18 protein-coding genes are annotated in these 20,673 nt (G+C 67.5%); 9 read left to right on the top strand and 9 right to left on the bottom strand.

What is annotated here, in order from left to right; translation table 11 throughout:
• Positions 1 to 37: 37 nt before the first annotated feature.
• From ACXZ1E_RS13545 to ACXZ1E_RS13535, 3 genes are all read right to left on the bottom strand, one after another.
• On the bottom strand, positions 38 to 571 hold the full coding sequence (locus tag ACXZ1E_RS13545; RefSeq protein ID WP_458040982.1) for a flavin reductase family protein: 534 nt from the start codon (positions 569 to 571) through the stop codon (positions 38 to 40).
• Positions 568 to 1,767 carry an acyl-CoA dehydrogenase family protein gene (locus tag ACXZ1E_RS13540; RefSeq protein ID WP_458040981.1) on the bottom strand — a complete coding sequence of 400 codons (1,200 nt, stop codon included), beginning with the start codon at positions 1,765 to 1,767 and terminating at the stop codon, positions 568 to 570. Before ACXZ1E_RS13540 ends, ACXZ1E_RS13545 begins: the two co-directional genes overlap by 4 nt.
• Before the next feature lie 155 nt (positions 1,768 to 1,922).
• On the bottom strand, positions 1,923 to 2,873 hold the full coding sequence (locus ACXZ1E_RS13535) for a LysR family transcriptional regulator (protein WP_458040980.1): 951 nt from the start codon (positions 2,871 to 2,873) through the stop codon (positions 1,923 to 1,925).
• Positions 2,874 to 3,077: 204 nt separating this feature from the next.
• On the opposite strand from ACXZ1E_RS13535, the gene ACXZ1E_RS13530 reads away from it, so the two are divergent.
• Positions 3,078 to 4,352, top strand: a complete 1,275-nt coding sequence (locus ACXZ1E_RS13530; protein WP_458040979.1) for an ABC transporter substrate-binding protein — start codon at positions 3,078 to 3,080, stop codon at positions 4,350 to 4,352.
• A 49-nt stretch (positions 4,353 to 4,401) separates the two neighbouring features.
• Here the strand turns inward: ACXZ1E_RS13530 and ACXZ1E_RS13525 are convergent, their stop codons facing one another.
• On the bottom strand, positions 4,402 to 4,878 hold the full coding sequence (locus ACXZ1E_RS13525; protein ID WP_458040978.1) for a MarR family winged helix-turn-helix transcriptional regulator: 477 nt from the start codon (positions 4,876 to 4,878) through the stop codon (positions 4,402 to 4,404).
• A 136-nt stretch (positions 4,879 to 5,014) separates the two neighbouring features.
• Between ACXZ1E_RS13525 and ACXZ1E_RS13520 the strand changes: the two genes are divergently transcribed.
• Both ACXZ1E_RS13520 and ACXZ1E_RS13515 read left to right on the top strand, forming a co-directional pair.
• Positions 5,015 to 5,932, top strand: coding sequence for an SDR family NAD(P)-dependent oxidoreductase (locus ACXZ1E_RS13520; RefSeq protein WP_458040977.1), 918 nt, complete (start codon positions 5,015 to 5,017; stop codon positions 5,930 to 5,932).
• A gap of 11 nt (positions 5,933 to 5,943) precedes the next feature.
• Positions 5,944 to 7,659 (top strand): AMP-binding protein, encoded by a 1,716-nt coding sequence (locus ACXZ1E_RS13515; RefSeq protein WP_458040976.1) that lies wholly within the window; start codon positions 5,944 to 5,946, stop codon positions 7,657 to 7,659.
• Here the strand turns inward: ACXZ1E_RS13515 and ACXZ1E_RS13510 are convergent.
• From ACXZ1E_RS13510 to ACXZ1E_RS13500, 3 genes are all read right to left on the bottom strand, one after another.
• On the bottom strand, positions 7,567 to 8,349 hold the full coding sequence (locus tag ACXZ1E_RS13510; protein ID WP_458040975.1) for an NAD(P)-binding domain-containing protein: 783 nt from the start codon (positions 8,347 to 8,349) through the stop codon (positions 7,567 to 7,569). The two genes, ACXZ1E_RS13515 and ACXZ1E_RS13510, sit on opposite strands and share 93 nt — an antisense overlap.
• A 25-nt stretch (positions 8,350 to 8,374) precedes the next feature.
• Complete coding sequence (locus ACXZ1E_RS13505; RefSeq protein WP_458040974.1) at positions 8,375 to 9,256, bottom strand: IclR family transcriptional regulator; 882 nt, start codon at positions 9,254 to 9,256, stop codon at positions 8,375 to 8,377.
• A 76-nt stretch (positions 9,257 to 9,332) separates the two neighbouring features.
• The gene (locus tag ACXZ1E_RS13500; RefSeq protein WP_458040973.1) at positions 9,333 to 10,703 is read right to left on the bottom strand and encodes an aminomethyl transferase family protein; all 1,371 of its coding nucleotides are present in this window, start codon (positions 10,701 to 10,703) and stop codon (positions 9,333 to 9,335) included.
• A 240-nt stretch (positions 10,704 to 10,943) separates the two neighbouring features.
• Between ACXZ1E_RS13500 and ACXZ1E_RS13495 the strand changes: the two genes are divergently transcribed.
• The 5 genes from ACXZ1E_RS13495 to ACXZ1E_RS13475 are packed head-to-tail and all read left to right on the top strand — an operon-like array spanning position 10,944 to position 15,619.
• A complete protein-coding gene (locus ACXZ1E_RS13495; RefSeq protein WP_458040972.1) occupies positions 10,944 to 11,726 on the top strand; it encodes an ABC transporter ATP-binding protein in 783 nt (260 codons plus the stop codon).
• Positions 11,713 to 12,423 (top strand): ABC transporter ATP-binding protein, encoded by a 711-nt coding sequence (locus ACXZ1E_RS13490; protein ID WP_458040971.1) that lies wholly within the window; start codon positions 11,713 to 11,715, stop codon positions 12,421 to 12,423. The genes ACXZ1E_RS13495 and ACXZ1E_RS13490 overlap by 14 nt, the downstream gene beginning before the upstream one ends.
• Before the next feature lie 3 nt (positions 12,424 to 12,426).
• Entirely contained in the window at positions 12,427 to 13,308 is an 882-nt protein-coding gene (locus ACXZ1E_RS13485; protein WP_458040970.1) for a branched-chain amino acid ABC transporter permease, read from the top strand.
• Entirely contained in the window at positions 13,308 to 14,360 is a 1,053-nt protein-coding gene (locus ACXZ1E_RS13480) for a branched-chain amino acid ABC transporter permease (RefSeq protein ID WP_458040969.1), read from the top strand. Before ACXZ1E_RS13485 ends, ACXZ1E_RS13480 begins: the two co-directional genes overlap by 1 nt.
• Positions 14,357 to 15,619, top strand: a complete 1,263-nt coding sequence (locus ACXZ1E_RS13475; RefSeq protein ID WP_458040968.1) for an ABC transporter substrate-binding protein — start codon at positions 14,357 to 14,359, stop codon at positions 15,617 to 15,619. Before ACXZ1E_RS13480 ends, ACXZ1E_RS13475 begins: the two co-directional genes overlap by 4 nt.
• A gap of 70 nt (positions 15,620 to 15,689) precedes the next feature.
• Here ACXZ1E_RS13475 and ACXZ1E_RS13470 read toward each other — a convergent pair whose 3' ends face one another.
• Positions 15,690 to 16,349 carry a GntR family transcriptional regulator gene (locus ACXZ1E_RS13470; RefSeq protein ID WP_458040967.1) on the bottom strand — a complete coding sequence of 220 codons (660 nt, stop codon included), beginning with the start codon at positions 16,347 to 16,349 and terminating at the stop codon, positions 15,690 to 15,692.
• Between the two features lie 247 nt (positions 16,350 to 16,596).
• On the opposite strand from ACXZ1E_RS13470, the gene ACXZ1E_RS13465 reads away from it, so the two are divergent.
• Positions 16,597 to 18,564, top strand: coding sequence for an ABC transporter ATP-binding protein (locus ACXZ1E_RS13465; RefSeq protein ID WP_458040966.1), 1,968 nt, complete (start codon positions 16,597 to 16,599; stop codon positions 18,562 to 18,564).
• A 177-nt stretch (positions 18,565 to 18,741) separates the two neighbouring features.
• Here the strand turns inward: ACXZ1E_RS13465 and ACXZ1E_RS13460 are convergent, their stop codons facing one another.
• Positions 18,742 to 20,604, bottom strand: coding sequence for a phosphoenolpyruvate carboxykinase (GTP) (locus tag ACXZ1E_RS13460; RefSeq protein ID WP_458351966.1), 1,863 nt, complete (start codon positions 20,602 to 20,604; stop codon positions 18,742 to 18,744).
• Between the last annotated feature and the right edge of the window lie 69 nt (positions 20,605 to 20,673).

The raw sequence follows: 20,673 nt of genomic DNA, 5'->3' as shown, positions 1-20,673 counted from the left end.
GCGGCTGCGGGCCTTCGTCGTTCGGGGAGCGGCTCCGTCAGCGCCGCGCGAACGCCGTGAGCTGTGCGGGATCGGCAACGGATTCGGCATTGAGCCGGTGCCACGTGCGGTTCTGGTACACGAGGCCATCCGGCAGCCCCGGGCCGTCAGCCAGGCGCGACTCGATCGCCGTGCCGACGAAGACCGTCGACCCTCCGGCGTCGATCCGGTGCAGGATGCGCGCGCGCAGCCACGTGTGCGCGTCGTCGAAGACCGGCTCCCCCGTCTCGAGCCGGCGCCACCGCGTCTCATCGGCGAACCGATCGATGCCGCTGGTCGCGCCGAGGATCGCGAGGTCGAGGTTCTCGGCCGACAGCAGGTGCACCACGACGGTGTCTGCCAGGCGTAGCACGACGGCGCTCGAGCTGTGCACCGAGACCGAGAACATCAACAACGGCGGGTCGGCGCTGACCGCAGATACAGACGATGCCGTGAGCGCGATGGGCACACCCGAGGCGTCGGCGGTGATGAGTGCCACACCCGCGGGATGCGAGCGAAACGCGGCCTTGAATTCGTCCGGCGAGGTCATCATGCGACCGAGGCCAAGTAGCGGATGGCTCCCTGCCGCCAGTTGAGGGTCACGTGGTGCGAGATCATCTCGACGTCGCGCTTGGCGCGCGAGATCGGGTGCTCGGCGTTGCCTGCGCGGGCACCCACGAGCGAGAAGATCTGCTGCACCGACCGCAGCGCCGTGCGTGTGACGAGAGCATTGTCACGTGCCTCGCGTGCGGTGTCGGCCTCGCTGGACTCCTCACGGCGACGTGCCCGCTCGGACGCCTCGAAACTGCGCTTCTCGATCAGCAGTCGAGCCATTTGGATGTCGCCCTGAGCCTGTGCGAATTCGCTGGCTACGTACTCCTGATCGGCGAGGCTGACGGAACCCCCCAGCGCGTTGGCCACGCGGGTCGACGACCCGACGGTCTCGGCGAAGTGCTCCGCCGCGCCCCAAGCGGCCCCGACCGCGCACGAAGCGAAGGGGAATCGGCCGTGCGAGGGCCAGGTCGCATACATCGTGTCGAACGTGGGATGCATCGACCGGCGCTCCTTCAGCTTTCGCACGGTGTCCTGCGTCCGCTGCACGCGGTGCTCCGGCACGAAAACGTCGGTCACGGACTGTGAGCGGCTGCCCGTGCCACGCATGCCGGTCGGATGCCAGTCATCGATCGTCTCGGCATCCTCGCGCGGCACGAGGAACATGTGGCCCTCGCCGTTCTCGCCGACGGGCGCGTTGAAGATGAGCCACTCGGAGAAGTCGGAGCCACTGCAGAAACCCCACGTGCCGGTCAGGCGATAGCCGCCCGGGACCCTCTTCACGACGGCCTTCGGGTTGAGGTTGGTGTTGCCCGCGAGCGTCGCGTAGGTGTCCGTGCCCCAGATCTCGTCCTGCACCTCTTCGGGGTACGCCAGGATCGCCATATTGTCGGAGCTCAGGATCGAGAACACCCATGCGGTCGACGCACAGCCGCGGGCGAGGTTCATCGCGATCCGTGCGTGCTCGTGCTCGCTGAGTTCCAGTCCGCCGTACTTCTTCGGTTTGAGGACGTGCAGCAGACCCGCGTCGCCCAGACGGCGGTACGTGTCGTCGGGGACGCGACGGTCTCGGTCGACGTCTGCGGCGCGCTCGCGCAGGACGGGGATCAGAGCCTCCGCCGAGGCGACGACATCATCCGCCGTCAGAGTGGACGAAGGGGCGACCCGCGCCGACGTGGGTGCGAATGTGGAGGACATGGGAACCGCCTCTCGCGCGGCGTCGGTGCCGCGCTGTTTGGTGAGTAGTCCCCCCATCCTCACCAGTGCGCGCTTATGCGGTCAAACAGAACAATTCGACGATAAAGCTCAGCAAATCCGTTCAACTGAGTGTGGCTCTAACTCGCCGAAGAGTCTCACGGACCCTCCGCGCCATACTGTCGGCGCACCAGCTCGGCGAGTGCCCGCGCACGGGCCGAAAGCTCCACCCCACGCGCCCAGGCGAACACGACCGGCACCGACGGGGGCGGCGGGACGATCTCGCACTCGATGAGAGGGAGACCCTCATAGCTGAGCTTGTTCGCTGGTCGCTGCACGAGCACCGCGTAGGCCGAGTCTGAGCGCGCGACGATCGACCGGGTGAGTTCGAACGCGTGGGTGCGGTGCCGCACCCGCGGAACGAGTCCGCGCGCCTCGAACATCGACATCGCGTAGCGGGTGCTGGGGGTCTGGTCGAAGAGCACGAAGGGCAGGTCAGCGAGCTCCTCCATCGTGACAGCCTTCCTGCTCGCAAGAGGGTTGCCCGCCCCGAACAGGGCGTAGCCGCGCGCCACGTACAGCTCGAACGTCTCGAGGGCCTCGAACCCGCCCATGTCGTACATTATGGCGACGTCGATCGCACCCGAACGGAGGGCCGCACTGAGCTCGTCCTGCGCTCCCACCACGAAGTCGATGGATACCTGGGGATGCAGCGCCTCGTATTCTTCGAGTATCCGCGGCAGCACCGCCGGAGCGAGCGTCGCGAAGCATCCGAGTACCACCGGTCCGACGAGTTGCGTCCCTCCCCCTTGTACAGCGTAGTTCAGCTCCGCCACATCGTCGAGCAACCGGCGGGCCTTGTCGCGGACCAGCATTCCCGTCGAAGTGAGGGTGACTCCCTGCGCACGACGACGAACACAGAGCTCTGCACCCAGCGCGCGTTCCAGTTCGGTAATGGAGGCCGAAATTGCGGAGGGCGAGAAGCGCAGAGCTTTCGCCGCGCCGCTAATCGTGCCGGCGTCGGCCGCGGCGACGAAGTGCGTGAGCTGACGAAACGTGAGTTCGCCTCGGGTGAGCTGACCCTCGAGGGTGGGATCGACGGTGACCATGCGCCCACCCTATAGCTCATCAAAACCGTGCTTCTTCCTCGTATTGTTCTGTTTGACCGGCGAAGCTCTCAAAGAACAGGATGGACGCGGATCCACATCCCGGTCGCTCCCCGCGAGGACGCGGCCGCGACGCCATCGCCAACCGCCGCGTTCAGTGACGACCGCCGACGGGATGCGCGTCACTACCACGGGAGGCACAGCTCGATGAAGATCTCAGGTTCCTCGCGTCGCGCATACGCGACGCTCGCCACTGTCGGAGTCATTGCTCTCGCAGTGACCGGATGCGCCAGAGGCGGTGGAGGTTCGGGCGACGCGAGCGGGGGCTCGGTCGAAGCGAGCCCGGGCATCACCGACACGTCCATCACGATCGGCACCACCGCGCCGCTCACGGGCAACGCCGCGGGAGTCGGAAACTGCGCGGTCGACGGCGGAGTCGCCTACTTCGGCGCAAAGAACGCCGAGGGTGGTATTGAGTTCGGCGACGGCAAGACGCGCACCGTCGAGTTCAAGGCCTACGACGACGGCTACGACCCGCAGCGTGCCCTCGCAAACTTCCAGCAGATGCAGGCAGACGGCGCCTTTGGCGCCGCGCTGAGTCTCGGGACGCCCACGAATCGCGCCTGGCGCGAGGCCGCGATCGACGCCGAGTTCCCGCAGGTTCTGCTGCAGACGGGCGATCCCCTCTTCAGCAACCGCGAAGAGAGCCCATGGCAGTTGGGATTACTCCCCGTCTACCAGCAGGAAGGCGAGGCGTTCGGCGAACTGCTCGCGAACTCTCCCGAAGATCACAAGGTCGCGATTCTGTTCCAGAACGATGACTTCGGCCAGGGCTACGTCGAAGGCTTCAAGGCCGCCATCGAAGGCGCCGACAACGTCGAGATCGTCAAGGAGCTCGGCTACGAAGCCACCTCCACCGATGTGAACGCGCAGATTACCGACCTCGCGTCGACCGACGCTGACATCTTCTTCAACGCCATGTCGTCGCTCGCGCCTCTCGTCATCGGTTCACTGCAGCAGGCCGACACGATCGGCTGGCACCCCAGCTGGTTCCTCCCCTCCGTCTCGGCAAGTCCCGCAGCGTTCCTGGTTCCGTCAGGCGTCGCCGACACCTTCCCGGGCATCTACACGACCGCGTCATCGATGACCGCAGGTTCGCCGTTGTTCACGGAGGACCCCGAGAGCACGGTCTTCCTCGACGCACTCGCGGAGTACACGGCCCAGAGCGGCATCCCGAGCTTTCCGCAGTGCCTGTGGAGCTGGATCGGTGCGTCGATCCTCGAGCAAGCGTTCATGAAGATGGAGGAGCCGACGCGCGACAGCTTCATGGAAGCGCTGCGTTCGATCACCGACTACCCGGCACCGTTCCTGCTCGACGGGGGTGTCATCGACACGACATCTGATGACCGACCGGCGATGAGCAACCTCGTCGTCCAGACATACAACGGAGCGGGCTTCACGATCGTCGACGAACTGGGCTGAGCCTCAGCGTCGGCTGACGGGCGCGCGGACCTTCGGGTGCGCGCGCCCGTCAGCTCGCGGGGGCCTCTTCCTCCAGAGCCTCGGCGACGGGCACACGATGCCCTGCCCGATCGAGTGCGTTCCGCGCCCGCCGCAGATAGTCGCCGAACTGCTCGCGCTCGTTCTCGGATAGATCTGACACCAGAAGATCCTCGAGCGCCTCGACCTGCGGTGTCAGATCCGCAACGGCCTCCGCGCCGCTCTCCGTCAAGAAGAGCAGGATGCGGCGACGGTGAAGCGGATCGCTTTCGCGTCGGACGAACCCGGCTTCTAGCAGCGGATCCATCGTCGCGGCCATGGTCTGCGCGCGAACGAACGAGCGCCGCGCGAGTTCCGAGCTCGTGATGCCGGGTCGCCGGGCGAGCACCGTCATCGCCGTGTACTGGGCCGCGGTCATCCCGGCCGCCGCGCAGGCCTCGAACAACCGTGGACGCAGAGCCAGGTCGAGCTGTTTGATGATGTAGACGAGTCCACGACTGCTCTCCACGTGCTCCTCCTCTCGCCGCGGTTCAGGGTAGCGCGTTCGGTCACTTCCTCCCGATCTTGAGTTTCAGCTATCCTGAATATGAATTGGCGCGAAGTCGCGCGGGTTCATGCTCATGCTCATGCTCAAAGGAGAAGCCATGACGCCGACCAACGAGACCGTCCGCCTAGATGGACGTGTCGCGATCGTCACCGGCAGCGGTCGAAGCCTCGGACGCGCCTATGCCCTCGCGCTCGCAGACGCGGGTGCAGCAGTCGTCGTCAACGATGTGGACCCCGTGACGGCGGCCGAGACGGTGGCCGCCGTCACCAGCACAGGCGCGCGAGCGGTCGCCGTCGTCGCGCCCGTCGGCCCCACGAGCACAGCAGAAGCGCTCGTTGATGCGGCGCTCACGCAATTCGGGCGCCTGGACGTCCTGATCGCCAACGCCGGGGTACTGCGCGACCGCGTGCTGTGGAAGATGGAGGACGCGGACTTCGACGCCGTCGTCGATACGCACCTGCGCGGCACCTTCACGTGCGGCCGCGCGGCCGCGATCGCCATGCGCGAGCAAGGGGACGGCGGGCGGATCGTCGTGATCGGGTCACCTGCGGGCCAGTTCGGCAGCTTCGGACAAACGAACTATGCCGCGGTGAAAGCGGGTCTCGTCGCGATGGCACGCACCTGGTCGCTCGAACTCGCGCGCGCCGGCATCACCGCGAACGCCGTGATTCCCACGGCCCTGTCGCCGATGACGGCAACGATCCCCGCGTACACGCAGGTCTATGAGGACTTCCTCGCGACCGGTGAGATACCGCGCGAATTCCGAAGCGGCCACGCTCTGGGAACACCGGAGGACGTCGCGCCGCTGCTGGTCTGGCTCGCCTCCGAGCGCTCGGCACACGTCACGGGCCAGGCGATCGGGATCGGCGGCGACCGGCTGACCCTCTATTCACACTCAGCCGCTCTGCGCACCCTCGACCACGACGGCGGCTGGAGCGCCGAGGGGATCGACGAGGCATGGCGAGACGATCTGTCCGCGATGGCCCAGACATCCGGTCCGCCAGATCTCCCTTGAAGGGCATGGCGATGAAGGGGTACTACAGTGACGTCTGGCAGGCGCTCGGACGCGCCATGCCGGACCGCACCGCAATCGTCGCCCCCGACGAGCGCATCAGTTACCGACGGTTCACGGATGCAGCGGGGTCGCTCGCGCACCATCTGACCGAGCAGGGTCTCGGCCCGGGTGACGGCCTCGGGATTCTGCTGTACAACCGGCCGGAGTATCTCGTAGCGTTCTACACCGGCTTCGCGACGGGGATCGCTCCGACGCCCATCAACTATCGGTTCCGTCCCGCCGAGGTCGCCGCGCTTCTCAACGACAGCGGCGCGGGCGCTCTTCTCTACCCGGCCTCGCTGGCCGAGGTCGTCGAGGAGGCCGTGCTGCTGTGCGCCGTTCGCCCCGCACTCATCGAGATCGATGACGTGGGCCGCGGCACAGGGCCCGTGCTCGCCAGGGCAACCAGCTACGCCGATGTCATCGCGACCCCCGGGTGGTTGCCCGAGACTCCCCCGCCCGGCGGCGAGCTGCGCCTCTATACGGGCGGCACCACGGGCCGCCCGAAGGCCGTGCTCTGGGGCGCGGAGGACATCCTGGACGTCCAGCTGTACTCGATCTACGACTCGGTCGGCGTACGCCCCCCGACCGACATGACGCGGGCCGTCAACATCGCCCTCGCCCCCGAGACGCCCCGCGTCGTCAGCCTGCCACTCGCCCCGTTCATGCACGGCACGGCGCTCTTCACCTCCATCAACACCCTGATCCTGGGCGGCACTGTCGTCGTCACCTCCTCCCCCCGCCTCGACGCCGACGATGCGGTGCACCTGAGCATCGAGGAGGGTGTGACGCGGCTGATCGTCGCGGGCGACGCCATCGCTCTCCCCCTCGCCATCGCCGCCGAACAGGCCGGCATCACCCGGCTCGGGCGCGTCTCGTCGGCGATCAGCTCGGGGATGCGCTTCGGAGACGTAGCCAAACGTCGCCTGCACGATCTCGGGCTCACGTCGATCATCGACCTGCTGGCCTCGACCGAGGGCGGCCCCTTCGCCGTCAATGTCACGACGTCGGTCGACGATGTGCCGGGCATATTTCGGCTCATGCCGGGCGCCGTCGTGCTGGACGAGCAGCAGGAAGAGGTGCAGCAAAGCGTCGGCGCCCGCGGCATCCTCGCGTTTCGGGGAACCCTGCCGCGTGGCTATCTGGGCGATGAAGAAAAGACACGTGCGACCTTCCCCGAACTCCGCGGAGTCCGGCACGTCGTGCCCGGCGACTGGGTCCGGGTGCTGCCGGACGGCGGCGTGGAGCTTCTCGGCCGCGGCAGCGCCGTCGTCAACACGGGCGGCGAGAAGGTCTACCCGGTCGAGGTGGAAGAAGCGCTGTTGACCCACCCGTCCGTCGCTGATGCCGTGGTCTTCGGCATGCCCGATGCCCGATTCGGCGAGGTCGTGACCGCCGTGGCCGTGCCCGCGCCGGGCGCGACGGTCGACATTGAGCAGCTGCGCGACCACGTCGGCACGCGCCTGGCCGGCTACAAGAAGCCGCGCAACGTGTTCGTCCGCGAGAGCCTCGAGCGCACACCGCACGGCAAGGTCGACATGCTTCGACTGAAGGAGAGCGTGGCCGCTGAGCTCACCGGCGGGCGAAGAGCGGGCTCAGTCCCGCTCGGCCAGGATCCGCTCGAACCAGGCGAGAGTCGCGCGCGTCATATCCGCGGGCTGACCGGATGCCTCGAGCTCGGCGAGTGATGCTCGCACCTCTTGTTCACGACGCGGCGCGTGCTCGTACGAGCCCGAGATGAGCCGCTCAACGAGCGCTGCACCTCCTTCGCCGAGCTCTTGCGCAATGCGGTCGCGCAGCCAGCCCTCCGAACCGGACACCCGAGCGGCACCCAGACTCTCGATGACGAGCGCCGCGAGGCCTTTCATGAAGATGCTCCGCAGGAGCTTCATGCGAGCCGCCTCGCCCGCCGCGCCCGGCACCACCGTGAGCGGCATCCCGAAGGGCGCCATGAGCGCCACGAATCCTTCGGCGCCCTCGCCGCTCGCGAGAAGGTCGGTCAGGTGGCCGTCGCGCGGAACCGGCGCGAGAACGGCCACATCCGCCATCCGCACCCCGGCGCGCTCCGCCCGCTGCGCGATCTGTTGCTTGACCTCCGGTGCGGTGGTGTTGAGGTCGGCATAGATCGTCTGCGCGCCGAGGAGCGGGATCGTCCCGGTCGCGACCTCGATGGCAGCCGACGCCCCAACCAGGCTCAGGACGACATCCGCGCCGTCGATGGCATCGGCCAGAGAGTCGCGCTGGTCGACAACGGTGCCGGGCGTCGTGCGCGTGTCCTGGTAGGGGTCGAATCCCCGCACCTCAGCGTGCGCCCCCGCAAGCCCCGCCGCATAGAGGCGGCCCGCTTCGCCCAGGCCGATGATCGCGATTCTCGTCATGACACTCGTCACGATACCGGCGGCGTCATGACACCCGCGGCGGGGTGGGCGGATCGTGCGGGTCGTGCGCGAGCCGCTCCAGGTACTCGATCGAGCGCCGCGATGACCCCACGAGCGAGCGGATACTCCGAGAGCCCTCGCCCGCGTCCGGCAGGTACGCTCGGGCCAGATCGTGCGAGACGCCGACCGCGGCGCGGCGCAGCAGGTCGATCAGCGGCTGCGGCGACGCCCCGTCGTTCGGCACGACCACACCGAGCGCCGCATACACCGAGCCGTCCGGACCCGTCACGGGCACGGCGATCCCCGTCGACTCTCCGTGAATGTGCCCCGCGCTGACCGCGTAGCCATCCGCTCGCACACGACGAACCTCGCGGCGGAGCTCGTCCGGATCGACGATCGTCCGAGCCGTGTACGCGCGCAGCCCCTCGGCGATGACGTCCTCAACGATGGACGGATCACCGTAGGCGGCAAGGACGAGTCCGCTCGACGACGCGAACAGGGGGATGCGTCCGCCGATCAGCGTCGCGTTGAGCACGGCGTCCTGCGCCGACATCCGTTCGATGAAGAGCACGTCGCGACCGGCGCGCACACCGAGCTGAACGTGCTGGCGAACGCGCTCGTGCACCGCCCCCAGCCACGGGCGCGCGATTTCACGCAGGCCGACCGCGCCCGGCGTGCGACTCGCGAACTCCCAGAGCCGCACGCCGAGGCGGTAGGTGCGATCGGGCTGCCTCTCCAGCAGCCCCTCGCGTTCGAGCTCGGCGATGAGCCGGTGCACACTCGAGGGCGCGAGGCCCGTGGCGTCCGAGATCTCGGTGAGTGTGAGAAACGGATGCCACGCGTCAAACGACTCCAGGATGCGCAGGTGCTTATGCAGCACCGACTCCCCCGCGGATCCGCGAGCCATGGCTTCCTCCTCGACGCATCCCGTGGGATGCCGGGCGCCATGTTAGCCCACGGATCGCGCGGCGTGAGCTCGAGCGTCAGTCGTTCACGCGGTAGACCGTCCGGGCCCAGTCATGGAAGGGAGCCGGAGCCACGGTCGCGCGAATCCGAACCTGACGGTGCTTGGCGTCGACCGAGTGCTTCTGCGAGATCGGGGCCTCGCCCCACACCACCTCGACGACCGACCCGTCGGCGATGTCGACGTCGAGCGTCGCGAGCGACATGTACAGCTGATCGAAGGCGACATAGCCGGCGTCGGTCGAGATGCCGACCGGCTTGCCGTCGTGCAGCACCTCGTCCATCTGGTAGAAGCCGTAGCGCGCCTTCGGGAAGTCGAGGAACTTGGCCGGCACGCCGGGTTCGACCTGCGACTTCACGACATCCGCCACGTCGTCGGCGTTCCAGAGCAGCGTGACCTTGTGCCGCTTCTGGTTCTCTTTGTGACGCTCGAGCGCCTCGCGCCCGTGGAAGTCGTGGTCGAATCGCACCGACCGACCCAGCCCGAGGTCGTAGGGGGTCATGTAGTAGTCGTGGATGTCGTCCGAGAGGAGCGATCCCGCGATCGAGCCGGCCCGATTCGCCGGAAGCCACTCGCGGTACTCGGCGAGGTCGTCGTCGAAGATCGCCGGGAACGGCGTCGGAACCCAGCCCGCCTCGAGCGGCGTCGCCGAGTAGGCCTTCGCTCCGACACGGCGGATGCCGAATTCCTCGCCCGCCTCGAGGATCGCGTCGAGCACGACCTGGTTGTCTTCCCAGGGTCCGAAGAATTCGAACCCCGGCTGGCCGGCCATGCCATGGCGCAGACCCTTGACCGCGCGACCCGCGATTGTGAAGTCGCCGATGTGGAAGAACTTGACCTCGGGCACGGGGCCGCCGAACAGCTTCTCCATGACCTCGTTGGCCGCGGGACCCTGCAGCTCGTACCGGTAGAACGTCGGCGGGCCCTGGCGCATGTGCGAGTTGGCCTCGAGACGGTGGTGGACGTCCTTGCCCGCTGCTTCGGCTTTCTCCACGTTGAATCGAACCCAGTCGATGAGCAGGTGGTGACCGATGAGGACGAGTCCCTCGCGTTCGGTGGAGTTGTAGAACAGGATGCCGTCACCGATCAGGTAGCCGTCCTGGTTCACCGAGATCAGCTGCTTGGCGATGCCCGGACGGAACGTCGCGAACGTGTTCGGCGAGATCGACTCGAGCAGCGGGATCAGGTCGTCGCCGCCCAGGAAGAGCTGCGTCATGTGGTGCGACTGGTCCATGAGCGCAACCGTGGTGTTCCACGCACGCTGCTCATCGCGCCAGTTGGTGAATTCGGGAGCGACGGGAAACGTGAAAGCGGGCCAGTTCTGGTTGCGCAGCAACTCGACGGCTCCGCCGACACGGGTGATCGCCTGGGCGAGGGATTCGGATGTCATCTTCGACCTTCCTGTGGAGGGAACCTCATCGTAGGCAGGAGCCACATACGATCGGTCAGAGATTTCCGTTGAAAAGAATCGCGGCTGTCAAGAGCTTCATCGCGATGGTGGAATCACAATCTCGACACAACCCCACAGACTCACACCAAAATCGTTGACAATGCGGGTGTCGGTCCGTAACGTCCCTCAGGCGGGGCTCGACCCGCAGAGTGCAATGGTGCGACGACAAGGACGGTAGCGATGGCGGCTCAGCTGACCTTGAACGAGGTGAATCTGCGCTTCGGCGGCGTCCGCGTCCTCGAAGATGTCGGCTTCACCGTCGAACCCGGCCAGATCTTCGGTCTCGTCGGTCCGAACGGCGCGGGCAAGACCTCGCTCTTCAACTGCATCAGCGGGCACTACCGGCCGACGTCCGGCTCGATCAAGATCGATGACACCGAGATCCTCGGCACCCGTCCGTCGAGCCTCGCCTCTCTCGGGTTGGCCCGCACGTTTCAGCACCCCGCGCTCCAACTGCACTCGAGCGTGCTCGAGAACGTCCTGCTCGGTGGGCACTCCCGCCTCCCCCGCGGGCCCATCTCGTGGTCTCTGCGCCTTCCCCCCACTCCCCGCGCCGAGCGGGACCTCCGCACCGAGGCGCGGGCGCTGCTCGAGCGGAACGGACTCGGCTGGGCGGCAGACCTTCCCGCCGACGAGCTGTCGCACGGACTGCACAAGGGCGTCGAGCTCTGCCGCGCCCTGATCTGCCGGCCCCGCTTGCTTCTGCTCGACGAGCCGGCCGCCGGCCTCTCGCACGGCGAGGTCGAGCAGTTCATCGCCACGATCCGGCGCTTGCGCGACGAAGAGGACATCACCGTCATCATCGTCGAACACCACATGGGCCTGATCTCGGCACTCACCGACCGCGTCGTGGTGCTCGACCACGGTCGAAAGCTCATGGAGGGCACGGCGGCCGAAGCCCAGTCCGACCCCGGCGTGATCGAGGCTTACATCGGAAAGGAGCCCGCGGATGACGCTGCTTGAGCTGGTCGACGTCACGGCCTTCTACGGCTCCGTGCAGGTGCTTGAGGGAGTGTCGCTGAGCGTACCCGAGGGCGGCGCGGTGGGCATCCTCGGCGCGAACGGCGCGGGCAAGACCACGACGCTCCGCGCCATCACCGGTGTCGTCCGCACGGGCGGCAGCGTGAAGTTCGACGGCCGCGAGATCAGCGGCATGCGGCCCGAAAATGTCGCGGCCCTCGGCATCGCCCACGTCCCGGAGGGGCGTGGCACGCTCGGCCAGCTGTCCGTCCGCGACAACCTGCGCGTCGGGTCGTACCTGCGCAAGGACCGCAAGGGCATCGCAGAAGACATCGACTACTGCCTCGATCTCTTCCCGCAGCTCAAGGACCGGATCGGCTCGCACGCAGCGGCTCTCTCGGGTGGCGAGCAGCAGATGCTGGCGGTCGGTCGTGCCTTCATGGCCCGCCCCCGCCTGCTGCTGCTCGATGAGGCATCCCTCGGTCTCGCCCCGAGCACGGCGCGAAACGTCTACGACGCCATCGGGCGCCTGCGCCGCGAGTCCGGCATCGCGATGCTCGTAGTCGAGCAGAACGCCAACCTCGCATTCAGTCTTGTCGAATCGGCCACCGTGCTGGAGACCGGCAAAAACGTCATCACCGGAACTTCGTCCGAGCTCAAGGGCATGGACGAGATCCGCCGCGCCTACCTGGGAGGCTGACGGATGGGTACCTTCGTCCAACTCGTCATCGACGGCCTGTCGGCCGGGTCGATCTACGCGGCGCTCGCGCTCGCGATCGTCCTGGTCAACCAAGCGACAGGCCTGATCAACTTCGCGCAAGGCGGGATGGCCGTCCTGTCGGCCTACATCGCCTACGCGTTCCTGCAGATCGGCCTGCCGCTCATCCTCGCGATCATCGCGTCGATCATCCTGTCGTTCGTCCTCGGGGCGATCATCGAGCGATTCGTCATGCGCCGCTTCGAGGGTGGCGAGCCCGACACGGCGATCGTGGTCACGGTCGGTCTGCTCACGCTGATCACTGGAATCTGCGGCTGGATCTGGAGCTACAACAACCTGCAGTTCCCCTCGCTGTTCCCGCTCGACAGCGTAAACATCCTCGGCGCCGTCGTGAGCGTCCGCTCGATCGGGACGACGCTCGTGATCGTCGGCATCATGGTCCTGCTGCAGCTGCTGTTCCTGCGTACCAAGCTGGGGCTCGCATTGCGCGCCGTCGCGAGCAACCCGCAGTCGGCGTCGTTCTCCGGCCTGCCGGTCGGTCGCCTCCTGATGACCGGTTGGGGTCTCGCGGCCGTGCTCGGCGCGGTCGCCGGGGCGCTCATCGCACCGCAGCTGACCCTCACCCCCGGCATGATGGACACAGCTCTCGTCTACGCGCTCGCGGCCGTCATCCTCGGCGGTCTGTCGAGCCCGATCGGTGTGGTGATCGCCGCCTGGGCGATCGGCATCCTCGAGAACCTCGCGGCCGTCTACGTGCCGATCATCGGATACGACCTGAAGATCGCGGTGCCGTTCATTCTGATCTTCGTGGTCTTGATCCTCCGCCCCCAGGGCCTCTTCGGACGGAAAGACGTGGTGCGAGTGTGATGGCGCAGGCAGCAAGTCTGAAGAACAAAACGTGGGTGAAGTGGGGCGGCATCCTGCTCGTCGTCGTCATCCTCGCGGTGGCTCCGCTGATTCTGCCGGAGTTCGCCAACCAAACGGTCGCCCGCATCGGCGTCTTTGCGGTCGCGGTACTCGGGCTGAACGTCGTGATGGGCTACACGGGCCAGGTGTCGCTCGGCCAGATCTTCTTCGTCGGCGTGGGCGCGTACGTCACGGCCTACGGCGTGAACAACGACTGGAACATCGTCCTGGTCTTCGTGCTCGCGATCCTCATCCCCGGCATCCTCGGCCTCTTCGTCGCCCTCGCGGCGGCGCGGCTCGGTGGGCTGGCCATCGCGATGGTCACGATCGCCCTCCCGATCGTCGGCGTGCCGCTCGCCAAGCGCCTGTCGGAATTCACGGGCGGATCGCAGGGCACGTCGGCGAGATTCTCGGATGCTCCGGAATGGACCGGTCTGTTCGATGACCAGTGGCAGCTCTACATCGTCATCGTGATCGGTGTGGCCACGTTCCTGCTGACCCGCAACCTTGTGCGCGGCAAGTTCGGCCGCGCCTTCGGAATCGTGAAGAGCAACGAAGCGGTGGCATCGTCGATGGGCATCTCGCCCTACCGGTACAAGGTGCTTGCGTTCACGATCGCGTCGCTGATCGGCGGAGTCGCCGGCTTTCTCTACATGGTCGTGGTGCAGTACACGTCCCCCGAGACGATGAGCTTCGGACACTCCATCACACTGCTGGCCGCGATGGTCATCGGTGGAGCGGGAAGCATCATCGGGTCGATTCTGGGCGGCGCGTACTACGTGCTCGGACCGCAGCTGACGAACCTGATCGATCCGAACCTGACCGCCGCCCTCCAGGGCGCCCTCCTGCTGCTGATCCTCTTCATCCTCCCCGGCGGCCTCGTGTCCCTCCCCCGTCTATGGCGTCGCCGCCGCGGCGGCAACCGCCCGGGCGATACGGCTGCCCAGGGCACCGAATCCACCTCCCCCGCACCGCAACAATCACAGTCAGAAGAAAAGAGGAACGTGACATGAGCACGCTTCGTAAAAAGGCGCGGATCACCACGGTTGTGGCAGGAATCGGCATCGTCGCCGTCCTGGCCGCCGGGTGTTCCCGCGGAGGCGACGGCGGCGGATCCAGCGATGGACCCGCCGAAGCCAGCCCCGGAATCACCGACACCAGCATCACGCTCGGCATCACCACCCCTCTGAGCGGCGCCACCGCCGGCCCCGGTACCTGCACGGTCGCCGGGATCACGGCCTGGTTCGGCGCGAAGAACGCCGAGGGCGGCGTCGAGTTCGGCGACGGCAAGACCCGCACGGTCGAGATCGACGCGCTCGATGACGCCTACGACCCGCAGAAGGCGCTCGCCAACTTCCAGCAGCTCGAAAGCAGTGCCTTCCTGATGACGTCGGGACTCGGCACGCCGACCAACCGTGCGTACCGCGAAGCGGCGATCGCGGACGAGGTTCCCCAGGTGCTGATCCAGACCGGTGACCCGATCTTCAGCAACACCGAAGAGAGCCCGTGGCAGCTCGGATTCGTACCGATCTACCAGAACGAGGGCGCCGCGTTCGGCGAGCTGCTCGCGAGCTCCAGCGAAGACCACAAGGTCGCCATCTTGTCTCAGAACGACGACTACGGCGAGGGGTACGTCGAGGGCTTCAAGGAGGCCATCGAGGGCGCCGACAACATCGAGATCGTCGATGAGCTGACCTACGAGGCGACCGACACCGACGTGAACGCGCAGCTCACCGAGCTCGCCGCGACCGACGCGGACGTCTTCTTCAACGCGATGTCCATCACACCGCTCGTCATCTCGTCGCTGCTCAAGTCGCAGGAGCTCGGCTGGCTGCCCAGCTGGTTCCTGCCCTCGAATACCTCGAGCCCCGGCGCCATCCTGACCCCGGGCAACGCCGTGGCGTTCCCCGGTGTCTATACCGTCGCGTTCGCGCAGTCGGCGTCCGCACCGACCTTCGCCGAGAGCGAAGAGGGCGCGGCGTTCCTGTCGAACCTCGCCGAGTACGCGGACTTCCCGGATGTCCCGCAGTTCCCGCACTGCGTGTGGAGCTACCAGATCGGCGCGACGCTCGAACAGGTCTTCGCCAAGATGACCGAGCCGACGCGGGCCGACTTCATGGAGCAGCTGCGCACGATCAGCGACTTCACGGCCCCGCTGATGCTCGAGGGTGCATCCATCGACACGACGCAGGATGGCCAGCCCGCCATCTCCGGCGTGACGGTCCAGAAGTACAACGGCGCGGGATACGCGACGGCCGAGACCTTCGGATAACACCTCCGCTACGGCAAGCAGAACGGCCCGGTCGGGAAATCGACCGGGCCGTTCTCGCGTGCTGTTGCTGTCAATCGAGGCGGCGCAGCACGCCCACGATGCCCTCGAGGTGCGCCCTGGTGGCGGCCTCGGCGGCATCCGCGTCGCGCGCGAGTACCGCGTCGATGATTGCAACGTGCTCGGGTGCGGACTCGGCCGCCCTGCCGGGGTGGAACGCCAGCCGGAACTGGTGCCGCGCCGACTGCGCGCGCAGGCGCTCCAACAGTTGGCGGGCGGTGTCGTGTCCGCTGATGTCCCGGATGCGCCGATCCATCTCCTGATTCAGGCGTGCGTACTCGACGAGATCTCCGCCGGCCACAGCGGCGCGGATGCGCTCGCGAAGAGCTGTGAGCTGCACGGCGTCTTCGTCCGTCAGCCGCTCCGCTGCTTTTCGCGCGCACAGCGCCTCGAGGCCCATCCGAACCTCGACGATCTCGACGGCCTCGTCGACGCTGATGGCGCGGACGCGTGCCCCGCGGTTCGGGAGACGCTCGACGAGCCCCTCACCCGTGAGGTTGAGCAGGGCGGTGCGAACGGCCGCGCGCGTTGCCACGAATCGCTCGCTGATATCGGCCTCGATCAGACGCTGATGGGGGGCGAACTCACCGCCCAGAATGGCCTCGCGGATCTGCTGAGTGAGATCGGGGCGACCACCCGGCTCGGGCTCGACCGCGGGTGCAACAGAAACCACGACCCCTCCTGTCCGTCGTAGGCGACGACCCTGTCGCCATGCTGCCTCGAGAGTATCGTACGACCGATATTGGCGCCGACATTCGCGCCAATCCTCCCTTCCGTCTGCGCGAGACTTCGCTTGTGTCCTCGAACAGGCGCAAGAACGTGACACACGCGAAGTCTCGCGCTGCTGGGCGGTGGGGGCTGAGTACGAAGTACGGTCGAAGGTAGCGCGATTGCGCATCCGTCCCACCCCGAGGTAGATCATGGCCGACACCACCCGCACCCGTGGCCGTGGCCGCGGACGCCGCTCCGAGCCCGAAGGCCCGCGCGCGACGATGCGCCAGCTGCTCCCCTTCCTGTTCGAGCACAAGAAGGTATTGATCGTCGTCGCGATCCTGAGCGTGCTCGGCGCGGGCGCGACCCTGGTCCAGCCGCTCCTCGTGGGCCAGATCATCGAGCGGGTGCAGACCGACGTGTCGCTCGGCGCGCTCGTCTGGCTGCTGGTCGGATTCGTCATCGTCTCGTCGATCATCTCGGGCTACCAGCACTACTTGCTGCAACGCACAGGAACGGCCGTGGTCTACTCGAGCCGCCGCAAACTCATCTCACGCATCCTGCACCTGCCGATCAGCGAGTTCGACGCCCGCCGCACCGGTGACCTGGTCTCGCGCGTGGGCACCGATACGACCCTGCTCTACGCCGTCCTGACACAGGGCCTCGCGGATGCGATCGGTAGCGCGCTGATCTTCGTGGGGGCCCTGATCGCGATGGCGATCATCGATCCGCTTCTGCTCGCACTGATCGTCGTCGTGATCGGCGTGTCCGTCACCGTCGTGGTGTTGCTGAGCGGACGCATCCGCACCGCCTCCACCGAGCAGCAAGTGAAGGTGGGCGAACTCGCATCGGGTGTCGAGCGCGCCGTCGGCTCCATCCGTACCGTGCGCGCCTCGGGCGCGACCGAGCGCGAGGTCGTGCAGGTATCGTCGCTCGCCACCGAGGCCTACGGCGTGGGGGTGCGGATCGCCAAGGTCTCGGCCCTCGTCGTTCCGATCGCCGGCATCGCGCTGCAGGTTTCGCTGCTCGTCGTGCTCGGCGTCGGCGGCTTCCGCGTCGCATCCGGGGCGATCGGCATCGCCAGCCTCGTGACGTTCATCATCTTCCTCTTCATGCTGATCGGCCCCCTGGGGTCGACGTTCGGCGCCATCACGAGCGTCAACCAGGCGCTCGGGGCACTCGGCCGCATCCAGGAGGTGCTCGACCTGCCGACGGAGGACCAGGAAGACGCCGCTCTCGCTGGCGCGGTCGCCGCGCGCGTGCGGTCTGCGGATGTCTCGGCATCCGCGTCCTCCGCGTCCCCCCGCTCGGCTACAGCCCCCGCACTGGCATTCCGCGACGTGCACTTCCGCTACCCCGACGACGTGGTCGCGGCCCGTGCCGCCGCCGCAGCGGCAGCGCGGAGCCTGCTCGAAGAGGTCCACCTCGAAAAGCCCGCACAGGAGAGCGCCGCGTTCGGGAGCGCGGCCGAGCACGAGGCAGAGCAGGAGGCCGCGCGCGAGGTGCTCCGAGGCGTCTCCTTCGACGTGCCTCATGGCGCCCGCGTCGCCCTCGTCGGGCCGAGTGGCGCCGGAAAGAGCACCGTCCTTTCTCTGCTCGAGCGGTTCTACGACCCCACTGCTGGGGCGATCGAGCTCGACGGCGCAGACATCCGCACCCTTCCACGTGACGAGCTGCGCGCTCGGTTCGGATACGTCGAACAGGATGCCCCGACCCTCGCCGGCACGATCGCCGACAACCTGCGGCTCGCTTCGCCCGAGGCGAGCGACGCCGAGTGCGAGGCGGTGTTGCGTGCCGTGAACCTCGGCGATGTGCTCGAGCGCAGCCCGCTCGGACTTCAGGCCCCCGTGGGCGAGGACGGCGTCATGCTCTCGGGCGGTGAGCGTCAACGGCTGGCGATCGCGCGAGCCCTGCTGTCCGCTCCCCCGATCCTGCTGCTCGACGAGTCGACGTCATCCCTCGACGGCGTCAACGAACAGCGCATGCGCGATGCGATCGACGCGGTCGCGACGGGCCGAACCCTGCTCGTGATCGCGCACCGCCTCTCGACCGTCGTCGACAGCGACCTGATCGTCGTGCTCGACAAGGGTCGCGTCGTCGGTCAAGGCACCCACTCCGAGCTCGTGGTGTCGACCCCGCTGTATCGCGACCTCGCAAAGCACCAGCTGCTGGTGTAGTCCCCCGGCCCCGCTCTTGCTGCAGCTCGCCGCCCGGACTTGGGGCGTCGGGCCAACGACTTGGGGCGTCGGACGAACGTTGGGGCGCGGCACTCCGCGCCCCAACGTGATCTCCGCGCCCCAAGTCAGCGGGCGGGAGGCGGACTAGGGCTAGCCGGTGGGCGGGAGGAGGATGAGCTACGTGCGCAGGCGGTAGCGCAGAGCGGACAGCTCGGATTTGAGCGCGGCCGGCACGCGGCCGTCGAACGTCGCGTAGAACTCCTCGGTCAGGTCGGCCTCGGCCTGCCACGTCAAGGGATCCACTGCGAACAATTCTTCGAGATCGGCCTCGGGCACGTCGATGCCGTCGAGGTTGAGGTCCTCCGTGCGCGGCAGGCGGCCGATCGGGCTGTCGACGGCGCCGACCTCGCCCTCGATGCGGCGAACGATCCACTCGATGACGCGCGAGTTGTCGCCGAAGCCGGGCCACAGGAACCGTCCGTCCGCGCCGCGGCGGAACCAGTTGACCTGGAAGATGCGCGGGGCGCGGTCGAACCGCAGCTTCTGGCCGACCTTCAGCCAGTGGCCGAAGTAGTCCGCCATGTTGTAACCGCAGAACGGCAACATGGCGAACGGGTCCCGGCGGAGCTCACCGAGCGTGCCCTCCGCGGCGGCGGTGCGCTCGGAGGACATGTTCGAGCCGATGAAGACGCCGTGCGTCCAGTCGGTCGCTTCGAGGACGAGGGGGACGTTCGTGGCACGGCGTCCGCCGAACAGGATCGCGTCGAGCGGCACGCCCTCCGCAGCATCCCAATCCGGCGCGATCTGCGGGCACTGCCCCGCGCTCACGGTGAAGCGCGAGTTCGGGTGCGCGGCGGGACGACCGGATGTCGGGGTCCAGGGGTTTCCCTCCCAGTCGGTCAGGTGGGGCGGCGCCTCATCGGTCAGGCCCTCCCACCAGACATCACCGTCGGGGCGGAGCGCGACGTTCGTGAAGATCGTGTTGCCCCAGAGCGTCTCGACGGCCGTGACGTTGGTCGACTCGCCCGTGCCCGGCGCCACGCCGAAGAAGCCGGCCTCGGGATTGATCGCCCACAGGCGACCATCCTCGCCCGGTCGGATCCAGGCGATGTCATCGCCGAGGGTCTCGACGCGCCAGCCGGGGATCGTGGGACGCAGCATCGCGAGGTTCGTCTTGCCACAAGCCGAAGGGAACGCGGCGGCGATGTGGTACTTACGACCCTCCGGGCTGATCACCCGGATCAGCAACATGTGCTCGGCGAGCCATCCCTCATCGCGTCCGATGACCGACGCGATGCGCAGCGCGAAGCACTTCTTGGCGAGGATCGCGTTACCGCCGTAGCCGGAACCGTACGACCAGACCTCGAGCGTGTCGGGAAAGTGCACGATGTACTTGTCGTCGTTGCAGGGCCACGCGACATCCTTCTCGCCCGGCGCGAGCGGCGCACCGACCGAGTGGACGGTGCGCACCCACGAGGCGCCCTGCGCGATCTGATCGGTGACATCGGCACCGACGCGGGTCATCAGGCCGATGCTCGTGACGGCGTACGGGCTGTCGGTGAGCTGCACACCGATATGCGAGAGCGGCCCGCCGACGGCGCCCATCGAGAACGGGACGACGTACATCGTGCGACCGCGCATGCTGCCGGCGAAGATCTGCGACATCGTGCCGCGCATCCCGGTCGGGTCAGCCCAGTTGTTGGTGGGGCCGGCGTCTTCTTCGCGCTCGGATGCGATGAATGTGCGACCCTCGGTGCGCGCGACATCCTTCGGGTGCGAGCGGGCCAGGTACGAGCCCGGACGCCACTCGGGGTTGAGCCGGATGAGCGTGCCGTCGTCGACCATCTGCCGCAGCAGCGCCTCGTTCTCGGCACGCGATCCATCGACCCAGTGCACGCGAGCCGGTTGCGTGAGCGCCGCGACCTCATCGACCCAGGCGAGCAGCTCGGTGAGGCCGGCCTCGTCGGCGGGGCGTTGTCCGAAGTCGGTGACGCGACGGGGGACGGCGATACGGGTGCTCAGGGATTCGGCAAGTGCCACGATGCGCTCCTACTTTCTCGGCTCTTCTCCATTTCACCGCGATCCCTCGGTGATTTGCCGAAGTTTGCA

The organism is Pacificispira sp. HM-600 (assembly GCF_977993705.1).
The sequence above is the reverse complement of the archived record's forward strand: the minus strand, read 5'-3'. Positions and strand labels throughout refer to the sequence as shown.